The sequence below is a fragment of the Aquimarina sp. AWH4_224 genome (assembly GCF_056160245.1).
Genome location: NZ_JBSWWU010000007.1, coordinates 296,594 through 315,642 on the forward strand (window position 1 = coordinate 296,594; position 19,049 = coordinate 315,642).

Below are 19,049 nucleotides of genomic sequence, written 5' to 3' on the forward strand. Positions count from 1 at the left end.
AGATCATCATATCATTTAACATTTTGCTAAGTTAAAATAAGGGATTTCACCCTGGTGTATTTATTTTACTACTTCAATCCACCTTCCTTTTGTTCTTACCAAATAGTCATTGTCATACATCGCTTCACACTGGATACCTGGCAAATAATATTTCCCTAAGTAGGAAGCGTTAAGCAACAAGGTCACTTTTTTGCTCTCTCTCGGTTTCAAATCAAAATAGAAATTAACACGATCATCTCTGATATCGGTATGAGTCACTTTATTGGCTTTAAAGGAGCCAAAATCAGTAAATCGGGTATTCACAACTTCCCATCCCGAAGGGAATAGTTCTGTAAGTGCAATATCCTTCACCTTGGACCCAGTAGTATTGGTAATGGTAACTTCGGCAACAAAATCGGTCCCTTGGGTCAATTTTGTAGGATCAATGATTCTACCATCTCTATTTTTATAATCTACGATCGCCTTAAAATTACTCTGAATTACTTTCTCTTCTCCAACCGGTAAAATCCCACTAGTTGCAATCTGTACGAAGATGGTATTGTCTTTATTGTTTTTCAGAACCAGCGTATTGTTTTTGGTAATACTCAACTCTCCTGAGCTCGCCAATGTTTTCTCTGTATTTGCCGTATTGGATTTTCCGTTGAGACTGTATCCCACGTTTACTCCTTTACCACCTACATAATCCGCATATTTGGCCATAGCTACCAAGGCATACGCCGTGGTTTGTGTACTCATCCAGCTATTAGAAGATAGCTCCTTTGCCAAGGCAACGGCTACTTCTTGTGCTTTTTCTTTACGATCTAGCGATACATAAGTTTCGATAGCCATAGCTCTATTTCGATTGGTAGAACCATAAGTGTAATAGCTATTTTTTGTTACGCTATAATCGATATTAGCCGAATTCAACAATTGGTTGGCTGCGCTCTTTTGTCCTGCCAATCCATAAGCTGCAGCTAATCTAAGTTTGGCATTGTTAGATAAATTCGAGGACTCTCTCAATCTATTCATGGATGATAAATCAGGACTTCCAGCCAACGCCAAGGTATATAATCTGTAAGCCTGAGCCAAATCATTGTTTCCACCCCTCCATCGTTTGGCTTGCTGTTGTTGATAATTAATCCAGTTACTCTTGAAACCTATTGGCAACACATACCCTTTCTTATTCGCCTCTAACAAGAAATGACCTGCATAGGTCGTTCCCCAATCGTTAGGATTCGTGTATCCTGGCCAGTAGGACATCCCTCCATTGGGTTGTATAAAACGTTTTAATCTTCGGATAGCCGCTTCAATATTTTTCTGAATTTTATCTTTCTTTTCTGAAGAAAGGTTGAATACATCTCCCAGATACAACTGCGGAAATGCAGCCGAGGTAGTTTGTTCAACACATCCATGCGGATAGCGTATCAAATAGCTTAAACGACCTTCAAAATTCATTGGTGGCAACGAAGAAAACTCGATTGTAGCACCATTGCTTCCATCAATCCCAAAAGCGTCAAAATTGATCGTTTGTTCACTATTCGGTTCAAGTACCACCGAAGTGATTTCGGTAGTCATAGGATTTGGATTGAGAATATCGATAGGTACACTATATGAGGCTTTCTCACCATTACCACTAGCTACAACTTCAATATTGGTAATCGAAGCGCCTTCAAGTACCTCAATATCAAAATAAGCCATTTTTTCATCCGGTTGTGCAAATGTAAGCTGTTGTTGTGCTTCTCCAACAACAGTAAACCCTTTGTTTGGCTTCAAACTAACAGTCACATTTTTTACCTTCTTCTCCATTGCAAAAACAGTAACAGGTATGGTTACTTTTTCTCCAGGAGTAATTTTTCTAGGAATTGAAGTCAGTACCATTAATGGCTTGCGAACTGGTGTTGTTTTATCTGTACTTCCATAAGCCGCTTTTTCTGCATCGGATGCCACAACCATTGTACGTACAGAGCCTACATATTTTGGAATTTTAATTTTGTGTGCTCTGGTTTCTCCTTGTTTTAATTCAAACGGCCCTTCATAAACCACCATTGGCTTAAAGCGATTTGCCTTCTTGGATTTACTTCCCCCAGCTTCTGCATCACCACCAATGCTGAACACCTGATTAATACTACCACCATACGCACCAATCACCTCATCATAAATATCCCAGGTTTTTACTCCCAACGCTTCTCGTGCATAAAAACTAGTCCACGGATTCGGTGTTTTAAAACGGGTAAGATCCAATAGTCCTTCATCTACTATAGCAATAGAATAGGTCATTGCCTTCCCGTTGGTCTCGCCCACTTTTACCGTGATCGTCTCTTCGGGTCGTAACACATCCGGCATGGTCAATTTTGGTTCGATCTTCGTATTAGGATCTTCTACGGATATCGGCACGACACCATACAATCTTATGGGTAGGTCGTTTTTGGTTGAAGAATGTGGTTGTAACAGGGTAATATGGATATATACATTGGGCGTGTACAATTCTTCTATTGGGATTTCGAACTTGGTCTCGTCCTTTTGAGGAGTCACCCACTGAGATAATAATACCTCTGTACCGTTCTCTACAGTTACCAAAGCACGACCTCCTTCGCTGGATGGGAAGGTTACTGTGGCTTTTTCTCCTACGTTATAAGTGTTTTTATCGGTAGAAAACAATAACATCGTAGCTGCCGAAGGATCATTTTTTCTTGATTTTCCTGCCCAACCTGGCCAGTCGATATAAATGGTTTTTCCGGTAGCATGTCCTCCTGAAGGATCTACGACTCTTACTAGATATCTCCCCCATTCAGGATATTTGAGTTCAAAATTGAAATTAGCTTTTCCATTGCTCCCGGTATTCACTTTGGTTTTGAATACTTCATCTCGGTATGAACCTCGGTTATACGACGACAAGTTATCTTCAGAGGTGTCCCACCACCATCTCCAATTTACTTTATACACAAAGACCTCTAGATTGTTGACTGATTTTGGATTTCCTTTTTCGTCTACCGTAACCACTTCAAAACTGTGTTGAGTATCGGTAAGCAACATCCCTCTGGCTTTATCTCCTTTGGGAGTATTGAGACCCACATAAGTTTGATACGGAGAATAGGTTTTGGTCATCACATCGGTACTAAAATCCCCTCCGTTTTCATATACTTTGGTAATAAATGCTGCTCTCAGCATTCCGGGAGCCTTATTCTCCAGATTAGGTGTAAGGTTAAAACTTGCTTTCCCCAGGTCAGAAATTTTGCCATTAAAGACCTCTTGCTCTTCGGTTCCAAATCTTCTGGTAGGATCATCAAAAACATAGCCTGGAAATGTTGTAAAGCTGGTTTTTGTTGGGCTGAATCGAGTATTGATGTCAGCCTGCAGATTTTTGGCAATAGCCCCGTGCAACCATAGCACTTCCAGATCACCTTGTATGTCTTTATTCGCTCCAAGAATCTCATCTTCAAAAGTTGTTTTTATTTTTAATCGATTAGGTTTGATCGTTTCGATTTTCAAGGTTTTGCTAAAGCTGGCTCCTCCGACATTTACTTTTGCCTGCCAATTTCCTGTGGGTGCCTCATCTGAAGTTGCTACTGTAAATCGATAGAAGTTATTTATTCCTTGAGTTTTGGTTTCTTGATACGTTACCTTGCCGTAAGGGTCCTTCAACTCGAATTTTACAGGATGTCCCTGTGGGAGTTTATTCGCATTATCATTGAGCATGAACGATAAGAACAAGGTATCTCCAGGTCGCCAAACACCTCGTTCACCATACAAATACCCTTTGATTCCTTTTTGCAGTCGAACACCAGCCACATCGAATTTACTCACTGATAATGCATTACCATCGTTCAGCTTTACATAGGTTTGTTGTTTTCCTGACTTGGCAATTGCAAAGTATGCTGGTCGATCAGCATCAAAACCTGTAATCCCTTCGGCATCGGTTGTGGCCTCACCCATCTCTTGCTGCTGATAGTTATAGAAAGTAACCTTGGCATTGGATACTGGGTTGGTGGTTACGATATCATTTACACTAACCATATAGGAATGGTTCAATCCCTTTTTGACCACAACTCCCAAATTGGAAGCCAGAATATTAGCGCTTAGCTTTCTATCTCTATAGTACGAATTGTCGCAAGGGTTGTCTCTCTCATTCCAATTGTACCCGTAATAACTTTCATAATAATATTGAGACGTATCCCAAAAACTCGACTCTGCTTCTTCTTCATCATAATTATCGGCAAGTTCTTCGATAGGAGTATCCTCTACTGCTTCTCCATCACAACGATATAGCGAGTATGCCTTTTTGTAGTTTAACTCTACTCGGTAAATAGCTCCTGGATCCGGAGTGATTAAGTCTTTAAGATCGATTGCAAAAGCATTCCATTTGCTAAGATTCAAAGAAGCATTTTCCTGAAGGTTGATCAGTTTTTTTGCTATTGGCCTTGCTACACTTCTCAAATTACTTGAGCCAGACAAATTGTTGTTTTGAAGGAACTGCAATACATTATCTTCAAATACTTTGATCACCTGTACCTCTACTGCACGAAGGTTAATTGCTTCGAAATTGAATTTCAGATTGTCTGAAGTTGGTAGAATAACACCACTCTGTAGTAATCGAATTTCCGGTTTGGGTTGCTGAAACGAAATGTTCTCTGTATAAGTGTTTTTTAGACGATAATCATCTGTACTTTTAATTCCTTCATGAATGGTAACCAATTGTGTACCTTTCAATTCTTTTTTGGGATAAGCTTTTAGTACATTTCCATTCACTACATATCGTAAATTGCTTTCATTTCCAACAGTTACCAATCCTCTGAAGTCCTGATTTTTTCGTAACGGGTCAGAGAAGTTAACCTCGATATATTGATCATCTACATTGGCCACAGATACACTGATTACTGAAAAATTATTCTTACCAGGTATAGACAGCACTCCCTCTCCTTCGGTATCAATATCCAAGGATTTGCCAGACCATTTTACTTCTACTTCAGAATCATCTTCAAAACGCTGTATACTATCAATTCTGAAACTAAATTGTCTACTTTTACTCCCAGATTCACTAAATTTTACGGATACCTTTTTTCCTTTTTGTGTTGCCGTTACCAATTGCTTCGCAATCTCAAAAGTCATTTGATCGCTAGAAGACAACGTACCGTCAATATATTGCCAATCCTTACTATACGACTGTAAGTTGTTGGTCAACACAGAAAATTGCTGTTTCAGGGTTTTAACTCCAAATACAAACTCACCATCAAGACCATCTTTGAGATCCTCAACCAAATCTTCCAGTTCCAAAGTAAATGTATATTGCGTATCTTCTTTAAATTGAGTTTCAGGTTGAAAGGATATTGTTCTGTTGTTCACAGCAATTACTTTACCTTTTACTCTGGGAGATACAGACAATAAATCACTTGGTAATTCTTGATTATCACTCCATCCTTCTATCGGGGTTTGTAAGACCACATACACCTGATCATATACCGAAATTACTCCAGAAGAGATATCTGAAATATACTCATGATACTTACTAAGTTCTGAGGCGTTGAATCTTGCCATTTCGGCCTCGTCCTTTTTCTTACAGGAAAAAATAAGTGTTACGAATAGTAATCCCCAAAGAATTCTAGAATACTGCATACAGATTGGATTTAGTTGACTTTATAAATGTAGTGTTTTTTGCTTTTCTATATGGTATCCCAATGTTTATAAATTAAGAACTTATATCCTAATCACATTTTTCAATAAAAATTGATTCCTTATCAATCTCTATCGCAGATATGTCCAAAATATTTGGATTACATCTACGGTAAGCATAAATTATCGACATATCGTCATAATCATATTCATCTGGGATAAATTCCTGATCTTCTTGATAACTATCGGGATCTAAATAAGCTCCTTTCTCTTCGTTAAACACATAAAACGATGGGATTGGATCTTGAAAAAGATGGTATTGCGGATTACAATATTTCACTTTTTCAATGTGATCTATAGTATTTGCCAATTCCCTGGCATATTGTATATCTTCTCCTTCCTCAGGTAAATCACTCCGTGTTATACCTGCGTTTTCATCAAAAAATAATTTGTTTTCCTTAAAAACTGCATAAAAAGAATCGACTGGTTGTGGCCCAATATAGTAGGTTATAAAATCATTATAATCCTCGATATTAAACCCTGTTGCTTCTATGTTTCCTAATTCTGGTTGCGCTGCAAAACGAATTTCCTTGGTATTTGTATCAAAAACTTCGACATGAAGTGGGCCAAAACAGTTGGCATCGTCATTAAAAACTTTTTTGAATGAATCCTTTCTTGATGTATCTATCCCCAGGAGAGTAGGTCCATTTTCAAAGCCGAAAAAAGCAATCCTAATTTTGTTATTTAAGTCACTATCTTTTCTACCATATACTTGAAAACCGCTTTCTTCCTGATGAGGAGTAAACACCACATTATGATCTCCAACATTTTTCCAACGCCCTATCTGTGCTCCTCCAAAGTAAAAAATAATGTATTTCCCATTTTCCAAGGCAACCAGGGTACTTCCTCCCTCTGGGTTACCCGACGGCATCCTATACATTCCTGTAATATCTTGTGCTATCATATTGGTAGTGGTAACGATAAACAAAAAGCACATCAATCCGTTCAACACTGTTTTCACAAAACAAATTTTAGTCCCCAAATTACTTCTAAATTGTTATTCAAAAGTACTAGGATTTTTTTACCCGTTTTACCCTGAAAACAGTGATTATAAGGTATAAATGTATCGTTAAGAACACAAAAAAACCTCCATTTCTGGAGGCTTTATAATTTTGTTTGTATACGTATTACTTTTTATAAATACCTATAGTGAGTTCACCTTTTGCATTCATTGTAGCTCTATACATTCCTTCGGTATTAAACTCCATAGACACATTACCTTTATGATCAATAGCAACAATACCTCCGGTTCCTCCAAGCTCTGTAAGCTTCTTTTGAATTACCTCTTTGGAGGCTTCTTCAAGAGATAATCCTTTATATTCCATCAATGCAGAGATATCATGAGCCACCATAGCCCGAATAAAGTATTCTCCCCAACCTGTACTAGACACTGCACAAGTCGCATTGTTGGCGTAAGTTCCTGCTCCAATAATAGGAGAATCTCCTATACGATTCCATTTCTTGTTGGTCATACCTCCCGTAGACGTCCCTGCGGCCAGATTCCCATGTTTATCCAACGCAGCGCATCCTACTGTTCCATATTTTGAATTTTTGATGACCGGATCATAAAAAGCAGTCGTTTTACTAGCTTCTTTTTCTTTCATTTTCTCTTTTACACGCTCCAAAGCTTTCATACGACTTTCCGTAAAGAAATAAGAAGGGTCCACAATCTCTAAATCTCTTTCTTTGGCAAAGACTTCAGCACCAGTACCCGATAGTAATACATGCGGTGAGTTTTGCATTACTTCTCTGGCTAGGTTGATAGGATTTTTTACCGTCTTTACCCCAGCAACAGCACCTGCATTAAGCGTACTTCCATCCATAATTGATGCATCCAATTCGTTAGTTGCGTCAGCCGTAAACACAGCTCCTTTTCCTGCATTAAACAACGGAGAATCTTCCAAAACATTAATGGTCTTTTCTACAGCTTCCAGACTAGTACCCCCGTTTTTAAGAATGGTGTGCCCAACTTTTATAGCCTCTTCTAATTTGGCTTTGTACGCTGCTTCTTTTTCTGGGGTCATATTTTTTTTCAGAATAGTACCCGCACCTCCATGAATAACAAGCCCGAAAGATTCTTCCGGGGTCTTCGTATTCACTTCTGAAGTATTAGCCACTAACGTTTCGGCAGTTTCCTTAGGCTGTTCTTTACAAGCCCAAAGCATTGCCAAACTTAATAAGACGATGATCTTTTTCATAATGAGTTAAATGTTAGAATAGTTTGTGTACACAGTAATCTACTAAAGCGATTCTTCCTTGAAAAAATCTAAAGGTTAAATGTATAATATTTCCTGCATTATCCTCAAGGCTTAAGGATTTATTTAACTCAAAATCACAGGGCTGCGGTATTCCTCCTTCAATCGCAATGTTGTCTGCATATAACGCATACTTTTTATCGCTGGTTAAAATAGGTTCTATTTTTCCTGCTATCATTGGCAATTGCCCTGATTTATTAATCACCAAAGATCCAAATCCTTCTGTTTTCTCAATAGTAACCTCAATATCCTCTTTGGGATTCATATTCGGGAACAGCACAGCGGGGTACTCTGGATGAGCAATCAAAACCGTATATAGTTTTCGGGTTCTAACCAATACATGTGCAATTCCGTTCTCGTCTGAGTTGCCCTCCAAATAAGTGGAGTTACCCGCCACCAATACCACTTTTGCATTCTTGACCGGGATCCCCGACTTGTCGACGATCTTTATCGAAAAGATAAAAGGCTTTGGACTGATCATGGTAGAGAGTTTCGACCATCTTCTCCTAAAAAAAGTTTGATCTTTTTTTATTTTTTTTTCGATAAGAATGGCTAATTCCTCCGGAGTTTTGGACTGAAGACTAACATAGCCCACTGTTTTCAGAATGCCGGGAATTTCAGTATCATCAAACCTAGCCGGTAAGATGTATTCTCGACTCTCCTGAAACGCACGTGCTTGCATCGAAACCCTCTCATGATTGGTCCATAGTTTTTCGTTATAAAAATTGGAAATAAACATCACCGTATATCTCGCTTTATTTTGATAAATATCTGAGAGGTACTCATATAAATTTTTACCCCACAGACTTGCCTCCTCAAAAGCATCATAAAACACTTTGATTCCTTTCTCTTTCAGGCTATTTGCAACTTCATCTACATATACCCTATTCTCTCCCGCAAAAGAGAGTGCCACATCATACTCATAGCTTTTATTCTTCATCACTGACTATTTTTTTAAACCTAAACCTATCCGTTTTTTTATCAAAAACCTTCTATACAAAATTACTTTCTTTATTTGGAATATTTCCAATTTTACTAGGAAAAATTCCAACAAAAGTTTTACTTTTAAACCGTAAAAAACCATACTCATGAAACCAAAAAAACACATCAAAGGACGAGGTGCTCAAGAAAAAGTACACAATCGATTTTCAGAAAATCACTATGAAATACGAGATGACTTTCTTAATTACTGCATTGCACAAGGTGATCCCATAAATAAGTTTGCCACCTCCTATATCGAAACCTTTCCTAAAACAATCGTAAACAAAGTAACCAGTCCCGATGTTGGCATGGCCTATTCATTGAATCCTTATCAGGGATGTGAGCATGGATGTGTTTATTGCTATGCACGAAACAGTCATGAATATTGGGGATATGGTGCTGGAATCGATTTTGAAAGCAAAATTCTGATCAAGAAAAACGCTCCAGAGCTTCTAGAGCAAAAATTAAAAAGCAAACGCTGGCAAGCATGTCCTATCTCCCTTTCTGGAAACACCGATTGCTATCAACCTGTTGAGAAAAAATTAAAAATAACCAGGCAACTACTACAACTATTTCTGAAATACAAACACCCTGTAGGTATCATCACAAAAAATGCACTCATCCAAAGGGATATGGATATCTTGTCTGAACTTGCCAAAGACAATCTAGTGGTTGTATTTTTATCCATCACCTCTTTACAAGAAGAAACCCGAAGAATATTGGAACCTCGTACAGCTAGCATAAAAAAACGATTGGAAACTCTTGAAAAACTTACTGCTATCGGCGTTCCTACCAATGTAATGATGGCTCCTATCATTCCTTCGATCAACAGTCATGAAATTCTACCACTTACTCACGAAATTGCAAAAAGGGGTGCAAAGAGCGTTGGATATACCGTTGTTCGGCTCAATGGAGCCATTGGTCAGATATTTACCTCGTGGCTGGAGAACACATTACCTGATCGAAAAGACAAGATTTTACATCAAATCATGCAATGTCATGAAGGGAATTTAAATGATAGTCAATTTGGAAGAAGGATGTCTGGAAGCGGTAAAATAGCGGATCAAATCCATCAACTTTTTGCACTTGCGCGAAAAAAGTACTTCCCAAAAAACGAAAGAATTCAATTGAATTGTGAATTGCACGCTCATCATAAAAATGGACAATTAAAATTATTCTAGAACAACTATCTATGCTTTTGATTTATAAATACATACATTTTTCATTTTATATTTTCTTTATTTTCTATTGGACGATAGTATGAAATTTTTGTATTTTTGGGCAACCAATTTAACGAAACACAAATAATTCATTTCCCAACCAAAACAACAACAATGAAAAGGAATTCAGTACCCCAAAAAATGACTTCTTAAGCACTCGATATTTCGAATTCTTATTGCATTCATGCACCAAGTAATTGTTAAACGTTAACATTATTACTTGAATTTACGATCTATACTCACGGATTTTTTTCCGTAGAATTTCAATAGCTATTTCTTCCCCTACAAATAGGTAAAGACATTGTTCTTTCCCTAAAAGTATTGGTTTAAGAATCAGTTCTCACTGATTCTTGAACAATAACCCCTGTTGGCGTAAACTACCAACAACCAAAAACTAAATAATCTTAAAACCTAAACACATGAAACGTATTTTTACATTTCTTGTCATTTCATTTTTGACAACCCCTTTTTTTGCCCAAACCCAAAAATATAAACCCAACCAACAAGTGCTTCATGCCAAAATCCTTGGTAAGGAATTCAAAGAAATTTCTCTTTTTGAAGTAACCACTGGAAAAACGAAAATCAACCTACCCAAAGAATTCAAAAATTTCTCCATCCTTTCGTTGAAGTCTGAGACCATGAGAAGCTTTGAAAAATCTACACCAGATGCTATTCACTTTTCCTTACCCAGCAAGCATTCTTCTATGCTTTTAGAATTAGTGAAGGTAGAACTAACTACAGATGATTTTTCTATCATTGAAATGCCATCAGGTAAAGTCATCAAACCTAATGCGACCCTTGTTCATTATCGAGGTATTGTAAAAAACAGTCCAAATTCTATTGCTGCAATAACCATTAGTAATGGTGAAATTTCGGGAATCATTAGTCTAGAAGATCAAGTCGGGAATTTAGTTCTTGGAAAATTGGATCATAGTAAATCACATATTCTTTATGAAGACAAGGATATTAGTCATTTGAATGACTTTGCTTGTCAAACCAAAGATACTCAACACAAATCCCCAGAGGATGATCACACAAAACAAGAACCATCGGCTAATCGCACTAAATGTCCTGAGATTTTCTTCGATATTGCCAATGATATTGTTCGGGATAAAGGAGGATCCCAAGGAGCTTCAAATTACATTCAGTCTGTTTTTAATCAAGTAGCCATTCTATATAACAATGAGGACGTCAACCTGAAAATCTCAGGGATTAGAGCCTGGACCTCTACAGCACCTTTTAATAATCTTGACAATTATCGTAGTTACCGCAACCAAAATGGTTTTAATGGAGATCTGGGTCATTTCGTAACCTACAACTACTCCGGTGGTGTAGCCTGGTTAAATGCTTTATGTGGATCGTATCGTTACGGGTTATCTGGGATTAATCGGAGCTACGATAATGTCCCGAGATATTCCTGGACTGTATCTGTAATCGCACACGAACTGGGACATAATTTTGGATCGAATCACACCCATTCTTGTGTATGGAACGGTAACAACACGGCTATCGATGGTTGTTACAACACCGAAGGCAGCTGTAGTCGACCTGGAGTACCATCAAACGGAGGAACGATTATGAGTTATTGTCATTTAACCAGTGTTGGTACTAACCTCAACAAAGGCTTTGGATCACAACCTGGTAATGTTATTCGTAGAACCATAAGCAGAGCCAGTTGTGTAGGTACTTGCGAAGGTGGAGGCAGTGATGAAGTCAGCTGTGCCGGAATCGAAGAATGGTCTGGCAATGTCAATTACACTGCCGGAGATAAAGTAACATACCAAGGTCGACTATTTGAGAGAACAGCAAACAACAGCTGGAATGACCTGGGGCAATGTAGTGATGATCCCTGTTTTGAAGTACCACAGTGGTCCTCGAATACCACATATAACCCAGGAGATTTGGTGGTCTATCAAGGCAATCTGTTTAGAAGAAACAATAACAACGGTTGGGATAGTTTGGGTTCTTGCGAGAACAACAACGATCCTTGTTTTGGCGTAGCCCCATGGTCTGAGGGCACCAACTACGGTGCAGGGGATCAGGTAGTTTATCAAGGCAACCTTTTTGAATGGAATGGAAGCGAATGGATAGAACTTGCTGCATGTGCGGGATCTTTGGCTTCGTTGCCCGGAACAGTATCTCTTATCGAAGATCAGGATGAGATAATTATATATCCAAATCCTGCCAAGGAATACATTCATATAGAACTACAAAACACTAACCATCCTAACACCATAATAATCATTAAAAATCTTCAGGGCAACGATGTGCTTTCCAAAAAAATAAACACCTTTTTTCCTGCTAAAAGAATTAAAGAAACCCTGTCGTTACAATCACTTGCTAGCGGAATTTACTTCGTAAAAGTGCTGTACGGCAACAACCAATTTACCAAGAAAATTACCGTAAACTAAATCAACAATAATTGCACTACGAGGGCATGTTTGGTAATACATGCCCTTTGTATTGCTTTCAAACACACATCAACATGACACAACTCAAAACACCAATTCTAGAGCACAGAAAAGTGCTGCTGCTGATCATTTTTTTGATCAATTCGATCAACTATCAAGGATATTCTCAAGAATTATTTGAACTCATACAAGAGGAAGATATCAAAGTGAATAGACTTGAACGCTTAGGGAATAAGTATTACAAAAACCGGGGAAAAGGAAAAGGTAGCGGTTATAAACTTTATATGCGAAACTTATATTGGGCCAAGAGAAATCAAAATGCCAATGGCCGTATCATTAGCAATCGAAAAGTGGTAGACGAGTCTAATAAATTTCGAAAACTCTGGAGTCAAAATGCCAATCCCGATCTAAAAAACAGCACCAAAAACAACGGATGGCAAGAGCTTGGTCCTTTCAGCTGGACACGTACAAGAAGTTGGTCGCCTGGATTAGGAAGAATCGTATCGATAGCTGTCGAACCTACTAATCAACAAATCATTTATGCTGGATCTCCTGGTGGTGGTATCTGGAAATCGGTAGACGCGGGACAAAGTTGGGAACCCAAAGGTGATCAAATGGTCAATATGTCTATCTGGGCCATTGCTATTGATCCCAACAATACCAATGTGGTATACCTTGGTAACGGAGCTGGACAAATTATGAAATCTACAAATGCAGGAAACTCGTGGACAGAGATTTATCGTGTAAACGGAGTACCGCGTACCATTCTTATCAGTCCCGCTAGTAGTCGTATCTTTATCGGAACAACCAGATCGCTATACCGCTCAACTGATGGAGGAAGTTCCTTTAGCCGAGTACTTAACGCAAGAGCAGAAGATGTAAAGTTCAAACCCGGAAACACTAATATCGTGTACTCCTGTGGGACCAGTTTTTATCGATCTACCAATGGAGGGGGTTCTTTCAGCAGAATAACGAGTGGAATCGTTTCTTCAGAACGAATGAAAATGGCCGTGACTCCGGCAAACCCTAATGCCATCTACTTAGTACAAAAAAGAGGAAGTAGTTTTGGATATTTATATCGGTCTCTAGACGGTGGATCTAATTTTAGTATACGATCAAGTTACAACACCGTTTCTACAAATCAGGTTTATTTCACTCAAGCATCAAGAGATATGGCGATTGCGGTATCAAACACCAATGTAAACGAAGTACATGTGGGTGGCATGAACTATTCTCGTTCATTGAATGGAGGTTCTAGCTTCACTACCCTTGCTGCCTGGAATCAACCCAATGACAGATCTTATGTACATGCCGATATTGAAGTCATCGACTATATCAACGGAACCCTATACATAGGAACTGATGGTGGAATTTTTAGAAGTAGGGATCGAGGCGATAATACTACAGATTTAACCCAGGGAGGACTAGCTGTGAGACAATACTACCGAATCGGAAACTCTGTTACAGATCCCAACATGATTGTTGGAGGAGCCCAGGATAATGGGACTAATATCATGAGCGGATCTAATCGTCGATTTAAAGAATGGTTGGGAGCCGATGGGATGGAATGCTTTGTAGATCATAAAAACAGTAACGTGGTGTATGGTACTACCCAATTCGGAAACTTATACAAGAGTACCGACAAAGGGAACAGTATCGGAAGCATCAGTAAACCGGGAGATTTTAGCGGAGAATGGGTTACTCCTTTTATGAATGATCCTATTGACAACAAAAAGATTTATGTTGGTTATCGAAATTTATACCGAAGTAATGATGGTGGAAGAAGAGGTAGTTGGAGAAATATAACCAGCAATATCAATCTACCAGGCAATTTGGATGAAATGGCTATTGCTGCTTCAAACAACAACTACATCTATATCGCTGAAGAAGGGCGCGTATGGAGAACCAAAAACGGGCAAAGCAACACCCCAACGTGGACAGAAGTAAGTAATTTCAGAGGAGATGTCAATTTTATCACAGTAGATCCCAATAACCCTGAACGCGTAGCTATTGCCGCCACAGGATCAAGAGTATATGTATCCAATAATGCTGGAAATTCCTGGACCAATATCCGAGGAAATCTGCCTAACATTTCTGCCCAATGCCTGGTGTTTGATGATACTTCGGCAAACGGGTTGTATGTAGGTATGCAATCTGGTGTGTATTATACCAATGATAATCTGAGCTCCTGGGTGCCTTTCTCCACCAATTTACCAGGAGTACAAACGACCGATCTTGAAATCCACCATCCAACTAGAAAACTACGTTTGGCAACCTACGGTCGTGGGATATGGGAGTCTGATCTATATGATGAGCAAACAGATCCTATCGAGATCAACCCACCGAGTGATCTAACTGCAGAAATTGCTGAAAAGGACGTTACCTTGACCTGGAAAGACAATTCTACCAACGAAAATGGATTTACTATCCAAAGAAATGATGGATCTGGTTTTGAGCGTATAGATTTTGTGGGTAGAGGGGTACAAACCTATGAGGATAAAAACCTAGAAAACGGAAATTATTCTTACCGGGTTAGAGCCTATGACAGTGATAGCTATTCTGATTTTTCCAATACTACCGAAGTGGTAATCGGCGATACCAATCCTCCTAATGTTCTGGACAATTGTACAGGGTGTACCGTATACGATACCAATAGTGAAGAAACCGGAAATGCAGATCACGCCAAACAAAGAGCTGCCGATGGTGATCCTAATACCTATTGGCACACCAACTGGTATGACGACAATAGCTCACAACCTCACTTTATTGCCATCGATTTTGGAGAACAAAGAGAACTGGTAGGATTCTCCTATTTAGGTCGCCAGCAAGGCACTACAGGAATGGTCAAAGACTATATCTTATTTGGATGGGATGGATCTAGCTGGCAACAACTCTCTACGGGATCTTTTCAAAAATCTACGTTGAAGCAAAGTGTAGAGCTCAATAATTTCAGCTGTCGTTATGTTTACTTCAGGGCACTTTCTGAAGTCGACGGAAAACGATGGGCATCGGTTGCAGAACTAAGTTTCAAATACCTGGCTCCATCTGCCAGAAACTCTATTACCAACAAGCTATCTGAAAATACTCCGCCTCCTGTTGTCGATCTAAAAGACTTCGATGGGATCATAGTATATCCTGTTCCTTTCAGAGATCACCTTACCGTGAAAGGAATTACTTCAAAAAAAGAAGTACGTTCGATACAACTGATCGGAAGCAATGGCGTTGTACAACCGATTAAAGTAGAGGTCACAGAACAGGGCATACAACTAGACGCGCACGCACTCTCTAAAGGGTTCTATATTCTAAGAATCCAAAAAGACGGAGTAGAAAAAAGTGTAAAAGTCTTTAAACAATAAACTTAACCAACTTCGCTATATTAGACTGAAGCAAAAAGCCGGAAGATATTCGTTCTTCCGGCTTTTGTATTGGATATGTATTTTAGGCTTTACCTTCCCATTCCTGATAGAACTGAGAAAGGTATTGCTCCATAAAAGCGTGGCGTTGTTCTGCTATTCTTTTTCCAGCCCTGGTATTCATCCGATCTTTAAGCAAAAGTAGCTTTTCGTAAAAATGATTGATAGTGGGTGCTGTAGAGTTTTTATACTCTTCTTTGGTCATGTTCAAATTAGGTTCGATTTCTGGATCATAAAGCGCCCTGTTCTTGAATCCGCCGTAATTAAAACATCTTGCAATTCCTACAGCTCCAATAGCATCTAATCGGTCTGCATCTTGTACAACCGCTAATTCTGGAGAAGTGAACTTTTGTGTTGTATTTCCACCTTTAAAAGAAATGTTTTCGATAATCGCTACAACATGGTTTACTACATCTTGGGCAACTCCTAATTCAAAAAGAAACTCACTTGCAACTTTGGGCCCAACAGTTTCATCTCCATTATGAAACTTAGAATCGGCAATATCATGCAGTAATGCTCCTAAAGCAACAACAAAAGTATCAACATCTTCTTCTTTGGAAATTAACAACGCATTTTTGTATACTCGTTCTATATGAAACCAATCATGCCCTCCTTCTGCTCCTGCAAGCGTATCTTTTACAAAAATGATGGTTTTTGAAACAATTTCTTCATTAGTCATTGTGACCGGTATTTACTTCACCACTGCAGGTTCCACCCATTTGAATTGAAAGACATCTTGTGGGATTACCAATCGCTCATTGATTCGCTGCATTCTAGCAGGTAATTTCATTACAAAATCACGAGCTCTCTCTGCTTCGTCGGTAAGATCTAATAACTTATCGATCTCCCACTTATCAATGAGTCGTTGCATGATATCTATATAATCCTGAGAAGTGTATACTCCTAATCGTTGAGCTGCATAAGAAAATTCTTCAAAAGCAGATCCTATACTTTCTCCTGACTCTCTAAGAAAATGCGCAGGCATGACAATATTCTTTTTCATCATGTCACTAAAAGCAAGCATCATTTGACTCGGATCTACTTCAAAAATATTCTTTACAAACTCGCTATACGCGTTAAAATGCCTCATTTCATCTCCGGCAATAATCTTACACATTTTTGCCAAAGACTTGTTTGAATATTGTTTAGCCATTTTTGCCACACGGTTGTGCGAAATATATGTTGCCAATTCCTGAAAACTGGTATACACAAAATTCTTATAGGGATCCTGATCTGTTCCGATATCAAAACCATCATTGATCAAGTGTTGCGTGGTGCGTTCTACTTCTCTCATGTTCACACGTCCCGACAGATACAAATATTTGTTCAAAGTATCCCCATGGCGATTCTCTTCGCTAGTCCAAAAGCGTGTCCATCGCGACCATCCGTTTCCTCCTTCTTGCTGATTGATGCCTTCGACATCCATCAACCAAGATTCGTAGGTAGGTAATGCTTCTTCGGTAATGGTATCTCCTACCAGTACTACCCAAAAATCATAAGGAAGTTCTTTGGCCAATTCTCTTAGTTCTTTTACCTCATCAAAAAAGGTATCCTCATTTTGAGAATCCGGTAAAAAATCGGTGGGTTGCCACACCTGATCTATCGGGATCAGGAATTTTTCGATAAATGCATCTATCTTCTTTTCCAACAGTTGCATTACTTCTAGTCTAATATTGTCTAAAGCCATTACATTAAGTGTATTATGTTCTTACTCCTTGGGTTACTCGTTCTTCTACAGTTGCAATCACCTCTGCAACATTTTTGCGATCTACTGGGAGGGGTTCATGAACATCCAAGGTTAGGTGAATGCCAACTCCCATAGGGAAATTTCCGAATCGTACCAGTTTCCAGCTGTTGTTGATCGTTACAGGAACCACCAACGCCTCTGGTGCATATTTGAATAACATCTTGAGTCCGGTTTCTGCAAATTTCTTTGGTTTCCCAGTTCTACTTCGGGTTCCTTCAGGAAAAATAACCGCTGCAAACTTATTTTCTGCCACAAACTTGGCAAATCTTGTCAACTCTGGAATTGATTGTTTTGGATTTTTTCTATCGATCAACGCATTACCCCCATGACGAAGGTTAAATGAAATACTTGGGATTCCTTTGCCTAATTCTATCTTAGAAATGAACTTGGTTTTGTGCGTCCGCATAAACCAGATGATCAAAGGAATATCAAACATACTTTGATGATTCGAAACAATGATTTTTTCTTTGTCTTTGGGCAAGTTTTGCTTGTTACGATAACTAAATCTCACTCCCAAAATCATCAAACAACCTAAAAGGCATAAATTCATGAGGTTTACCATTCTTCGGTGAGCTCTAGGACCAATACGAACAGCAATCCATTGTAGTGGATGAAACACCACCAAAGTAAGCCCGAAAAAGAGGTAAAACAATACGCTTAACGGATAAGACAGTATCTTTTTGATCAATTCCATTTTTATTATTGTGTGAATGCCTAAAGACCATTACTTGTATCTTTTAGGACGGTGCAATGTCTGATATTATTTTTAGTTGAGCAACTGTTTAACAGACTAAATTATTGCGTTCAAAAAATAAAAAAACCGCCCTACATGACAGAGCGGTTTTTAATCTTATTTTGCACAGTATTTTTAGCAATGCTCGTTGTATGCGTCCATTAAGTTTTCTGCAATCATTTCTGCAGGTCTTCCTTCGATATGGTGACGCTCTAACATGTGCACCAATTCTCCATTTTTAAATAATGCCATAGAAGGAGAAGATGGTGGAAACGGAACCATAAACCCTCTGGCTTTGTCTGTTGCCTCTCTATCTACACCTGCAAATACGGTTACCAGATTATCTGGTTTTTTATCATTATTTAAAGAAGCTTTTGCTCCCGGACGCGCATTTGCTGCAGCACAACCACAAACAGAGTTTACAACTACCAGTGTTGTCCCTTCTTTTGCCATTGCTGTCTCTACCGCTTCTACTGTGTGTAATTCTTCAAAACCAATATTGGTCAAATCTTCGCGCATTGGTTTTACTAAATCTGCTGGATACATATTTCTTTTTATTTTTTTGTTTACATTTCTATACAAAGGTACAAATTATGTACCACATATGGTTACCTGACATGTAGTCGTTAATTGATCAATTCCC

The 19,049-nt window shown here is 38.7% G+C and carries 11 protein-coding genes; 3 read left to right on the forward strand and 8 right to left on the reverse strand.

The annotated features are described in order from the left end of the window. Window positions 1-60 precede the first annotated feature (60 nt). The 4 genes from ACXAGJ_RS15385 to ACXAGJ_RS15400 form a co-directional block, all read right to left on the reverse strand. Entirely contained in the window at window positions 61-5,589 is a 5,529-nt protein-coding gene (locus ACXAGJ_RS15385) for an alpha-2-macroglobulin family protein (protein ID WP_474841032.1), read from the reverse strand. Window positions 5,590-5,677: 88 nt separating this feature from the next. Further along, a complete protein-coding gene (locus ACXAGJ_RS15390) occupies window positions 5,678-6,607 on the reverse strand; it encodes a hypothetical protein (RefSeq protein WP_474841033.1) in 930 nt (309 codons plus the stop codon). Between the two features lie 166 nt (window positions 6,608-6,773). Next, on the reverse strand, window positions 6,774-7,844 hold the full coding sequence (locus ACXAGJ_RS15395) for an isoaspartyl peptidase/L-asparaginase family protein (RefSeq protein WP_474841034.1): 1,071 nt from the start codon (window positions 7,842-7,844) through the stop codon (window positions 6,774-6,776). Window positions 7,845-7,857: 13 nt separating this feature from the next. Beyond that, a complete protein-coding gene (locus tag ACXAGJ_RS15400; protein WP_474841035.1) occupies window positions 7,858-8,841 on the reverse strand; it encodes a toll/interleukin-1 receptor domain-containing protein in 984 nt (327 codons plus the stop codon). Between the two features lie 148 nt (window positions 8,842-8,989). Here ACXAGJ_RS15400 and ACXAGJ_RS15405 point away from each other — a divergent pair, with 148 nt between their 5' ends. From ACXAGJ_RS15405 to ACXAGJ_RS15415, 3 genes are all read left to right on the forward strand, one after another. Then, window positions 8,990-10,063: a PA0069 family radical SAM protein gene (locus ACXAGJ_RS15405; RefSeq protein ID WP_474841036.1), complete on the forward strand. Its 1,074-nt coding sequence runs from the start codon at window positions 8,990-8,992 to the stop codon at window positions 10,061-10,063. A 458-nt stretch (window positions 10,064-10,521) separates the two neighbouring features. Next, window positions 10,522-12,513 carry a M12 family metallo-peptidase gene (locus ACXAGJ_RS15410; RefSeq protein ID WP_474841037.1) on the forward strand — a complete coding sequence of 664 codons (1,992 nt, stop codon included), beginning with the start codon at window positions 10,522-10,524 and terminating at the stop codon, window positions 12,511-12,513. A gap of 74 nt (window positions 12,514-12,587) precedes the next feature. Continuing rightward, complete coding sequence (locus tag ACXAGJ_RS15415; RefSeq protein ID WP_474841038.1) at window positions 12,588-15,869, forward strand: discoidin domain-containing protein; 3,282 nt, start codon at window positions 12,588-12,590, stop codon at window positions 15,867-15,869. 82 nt (window positions 15,870-15,951) lie between these two features. Here the strand turns inward: ACXAGJ_RS15415 and ACXAGJ_RS15420 are convergent, their stop codons facing one another. The 4 genes from ACXAGJ_RS15420 to ACXAGJ_RS15435 form a co-directional block, all read right to left on the reverse strand. After that, the gene (locus tag ACXAGJ_RS15420; protein ID WP_474841039.1) at window positions 15,952-16,605 is read right to left on the reverse strand and encodes an HD domain-containing protein; all 654 of its coding nucleotides are present in this window, start codon (window positions 16,603-16,605) and stop codon (window positions 15,952-15,954) included. Between the two features lie 12 nt (window positions 16,606-16,617). Beyond that, window positions 16,618-17,613 (reverse strand): acyl-ACP desaturase, encoded by a 996-nt coding sequence (locus tag ACXAGJ_RS15425; RefSeq protein ID WP_474841040.1) that lies wholly within the window; start codon window positions 17,611-17,613, stop codon window positions 16,618-16,620. Window positions 17,614-17,626: 13 nt separating this feature from the next. After that, entirely contained in the window at window positions 17,627-18,367 is a 741-nt protein-coding gene (locus tag ACXAGJ_RS15430; protein WP_474841041.1) for a lysophospholipid acyltransferase family protein, read from the reverse strand. Between the two features lie 174 nt (window positions 18,368-18,541). Further along, window positions 18,542-18,952, reverse strand: coding sequence for a BrxA/BrxB family bacilliredoxin (locus tag ACXAGJ_RS15435; RefSeq protein WP_073320105.1), 411 nt, complete (start codon window positions 18,950-18,952; stop codon window positions 18,542-18,544). Window positions 18,953-19,049: the final 97 nt, after the last annotated feature.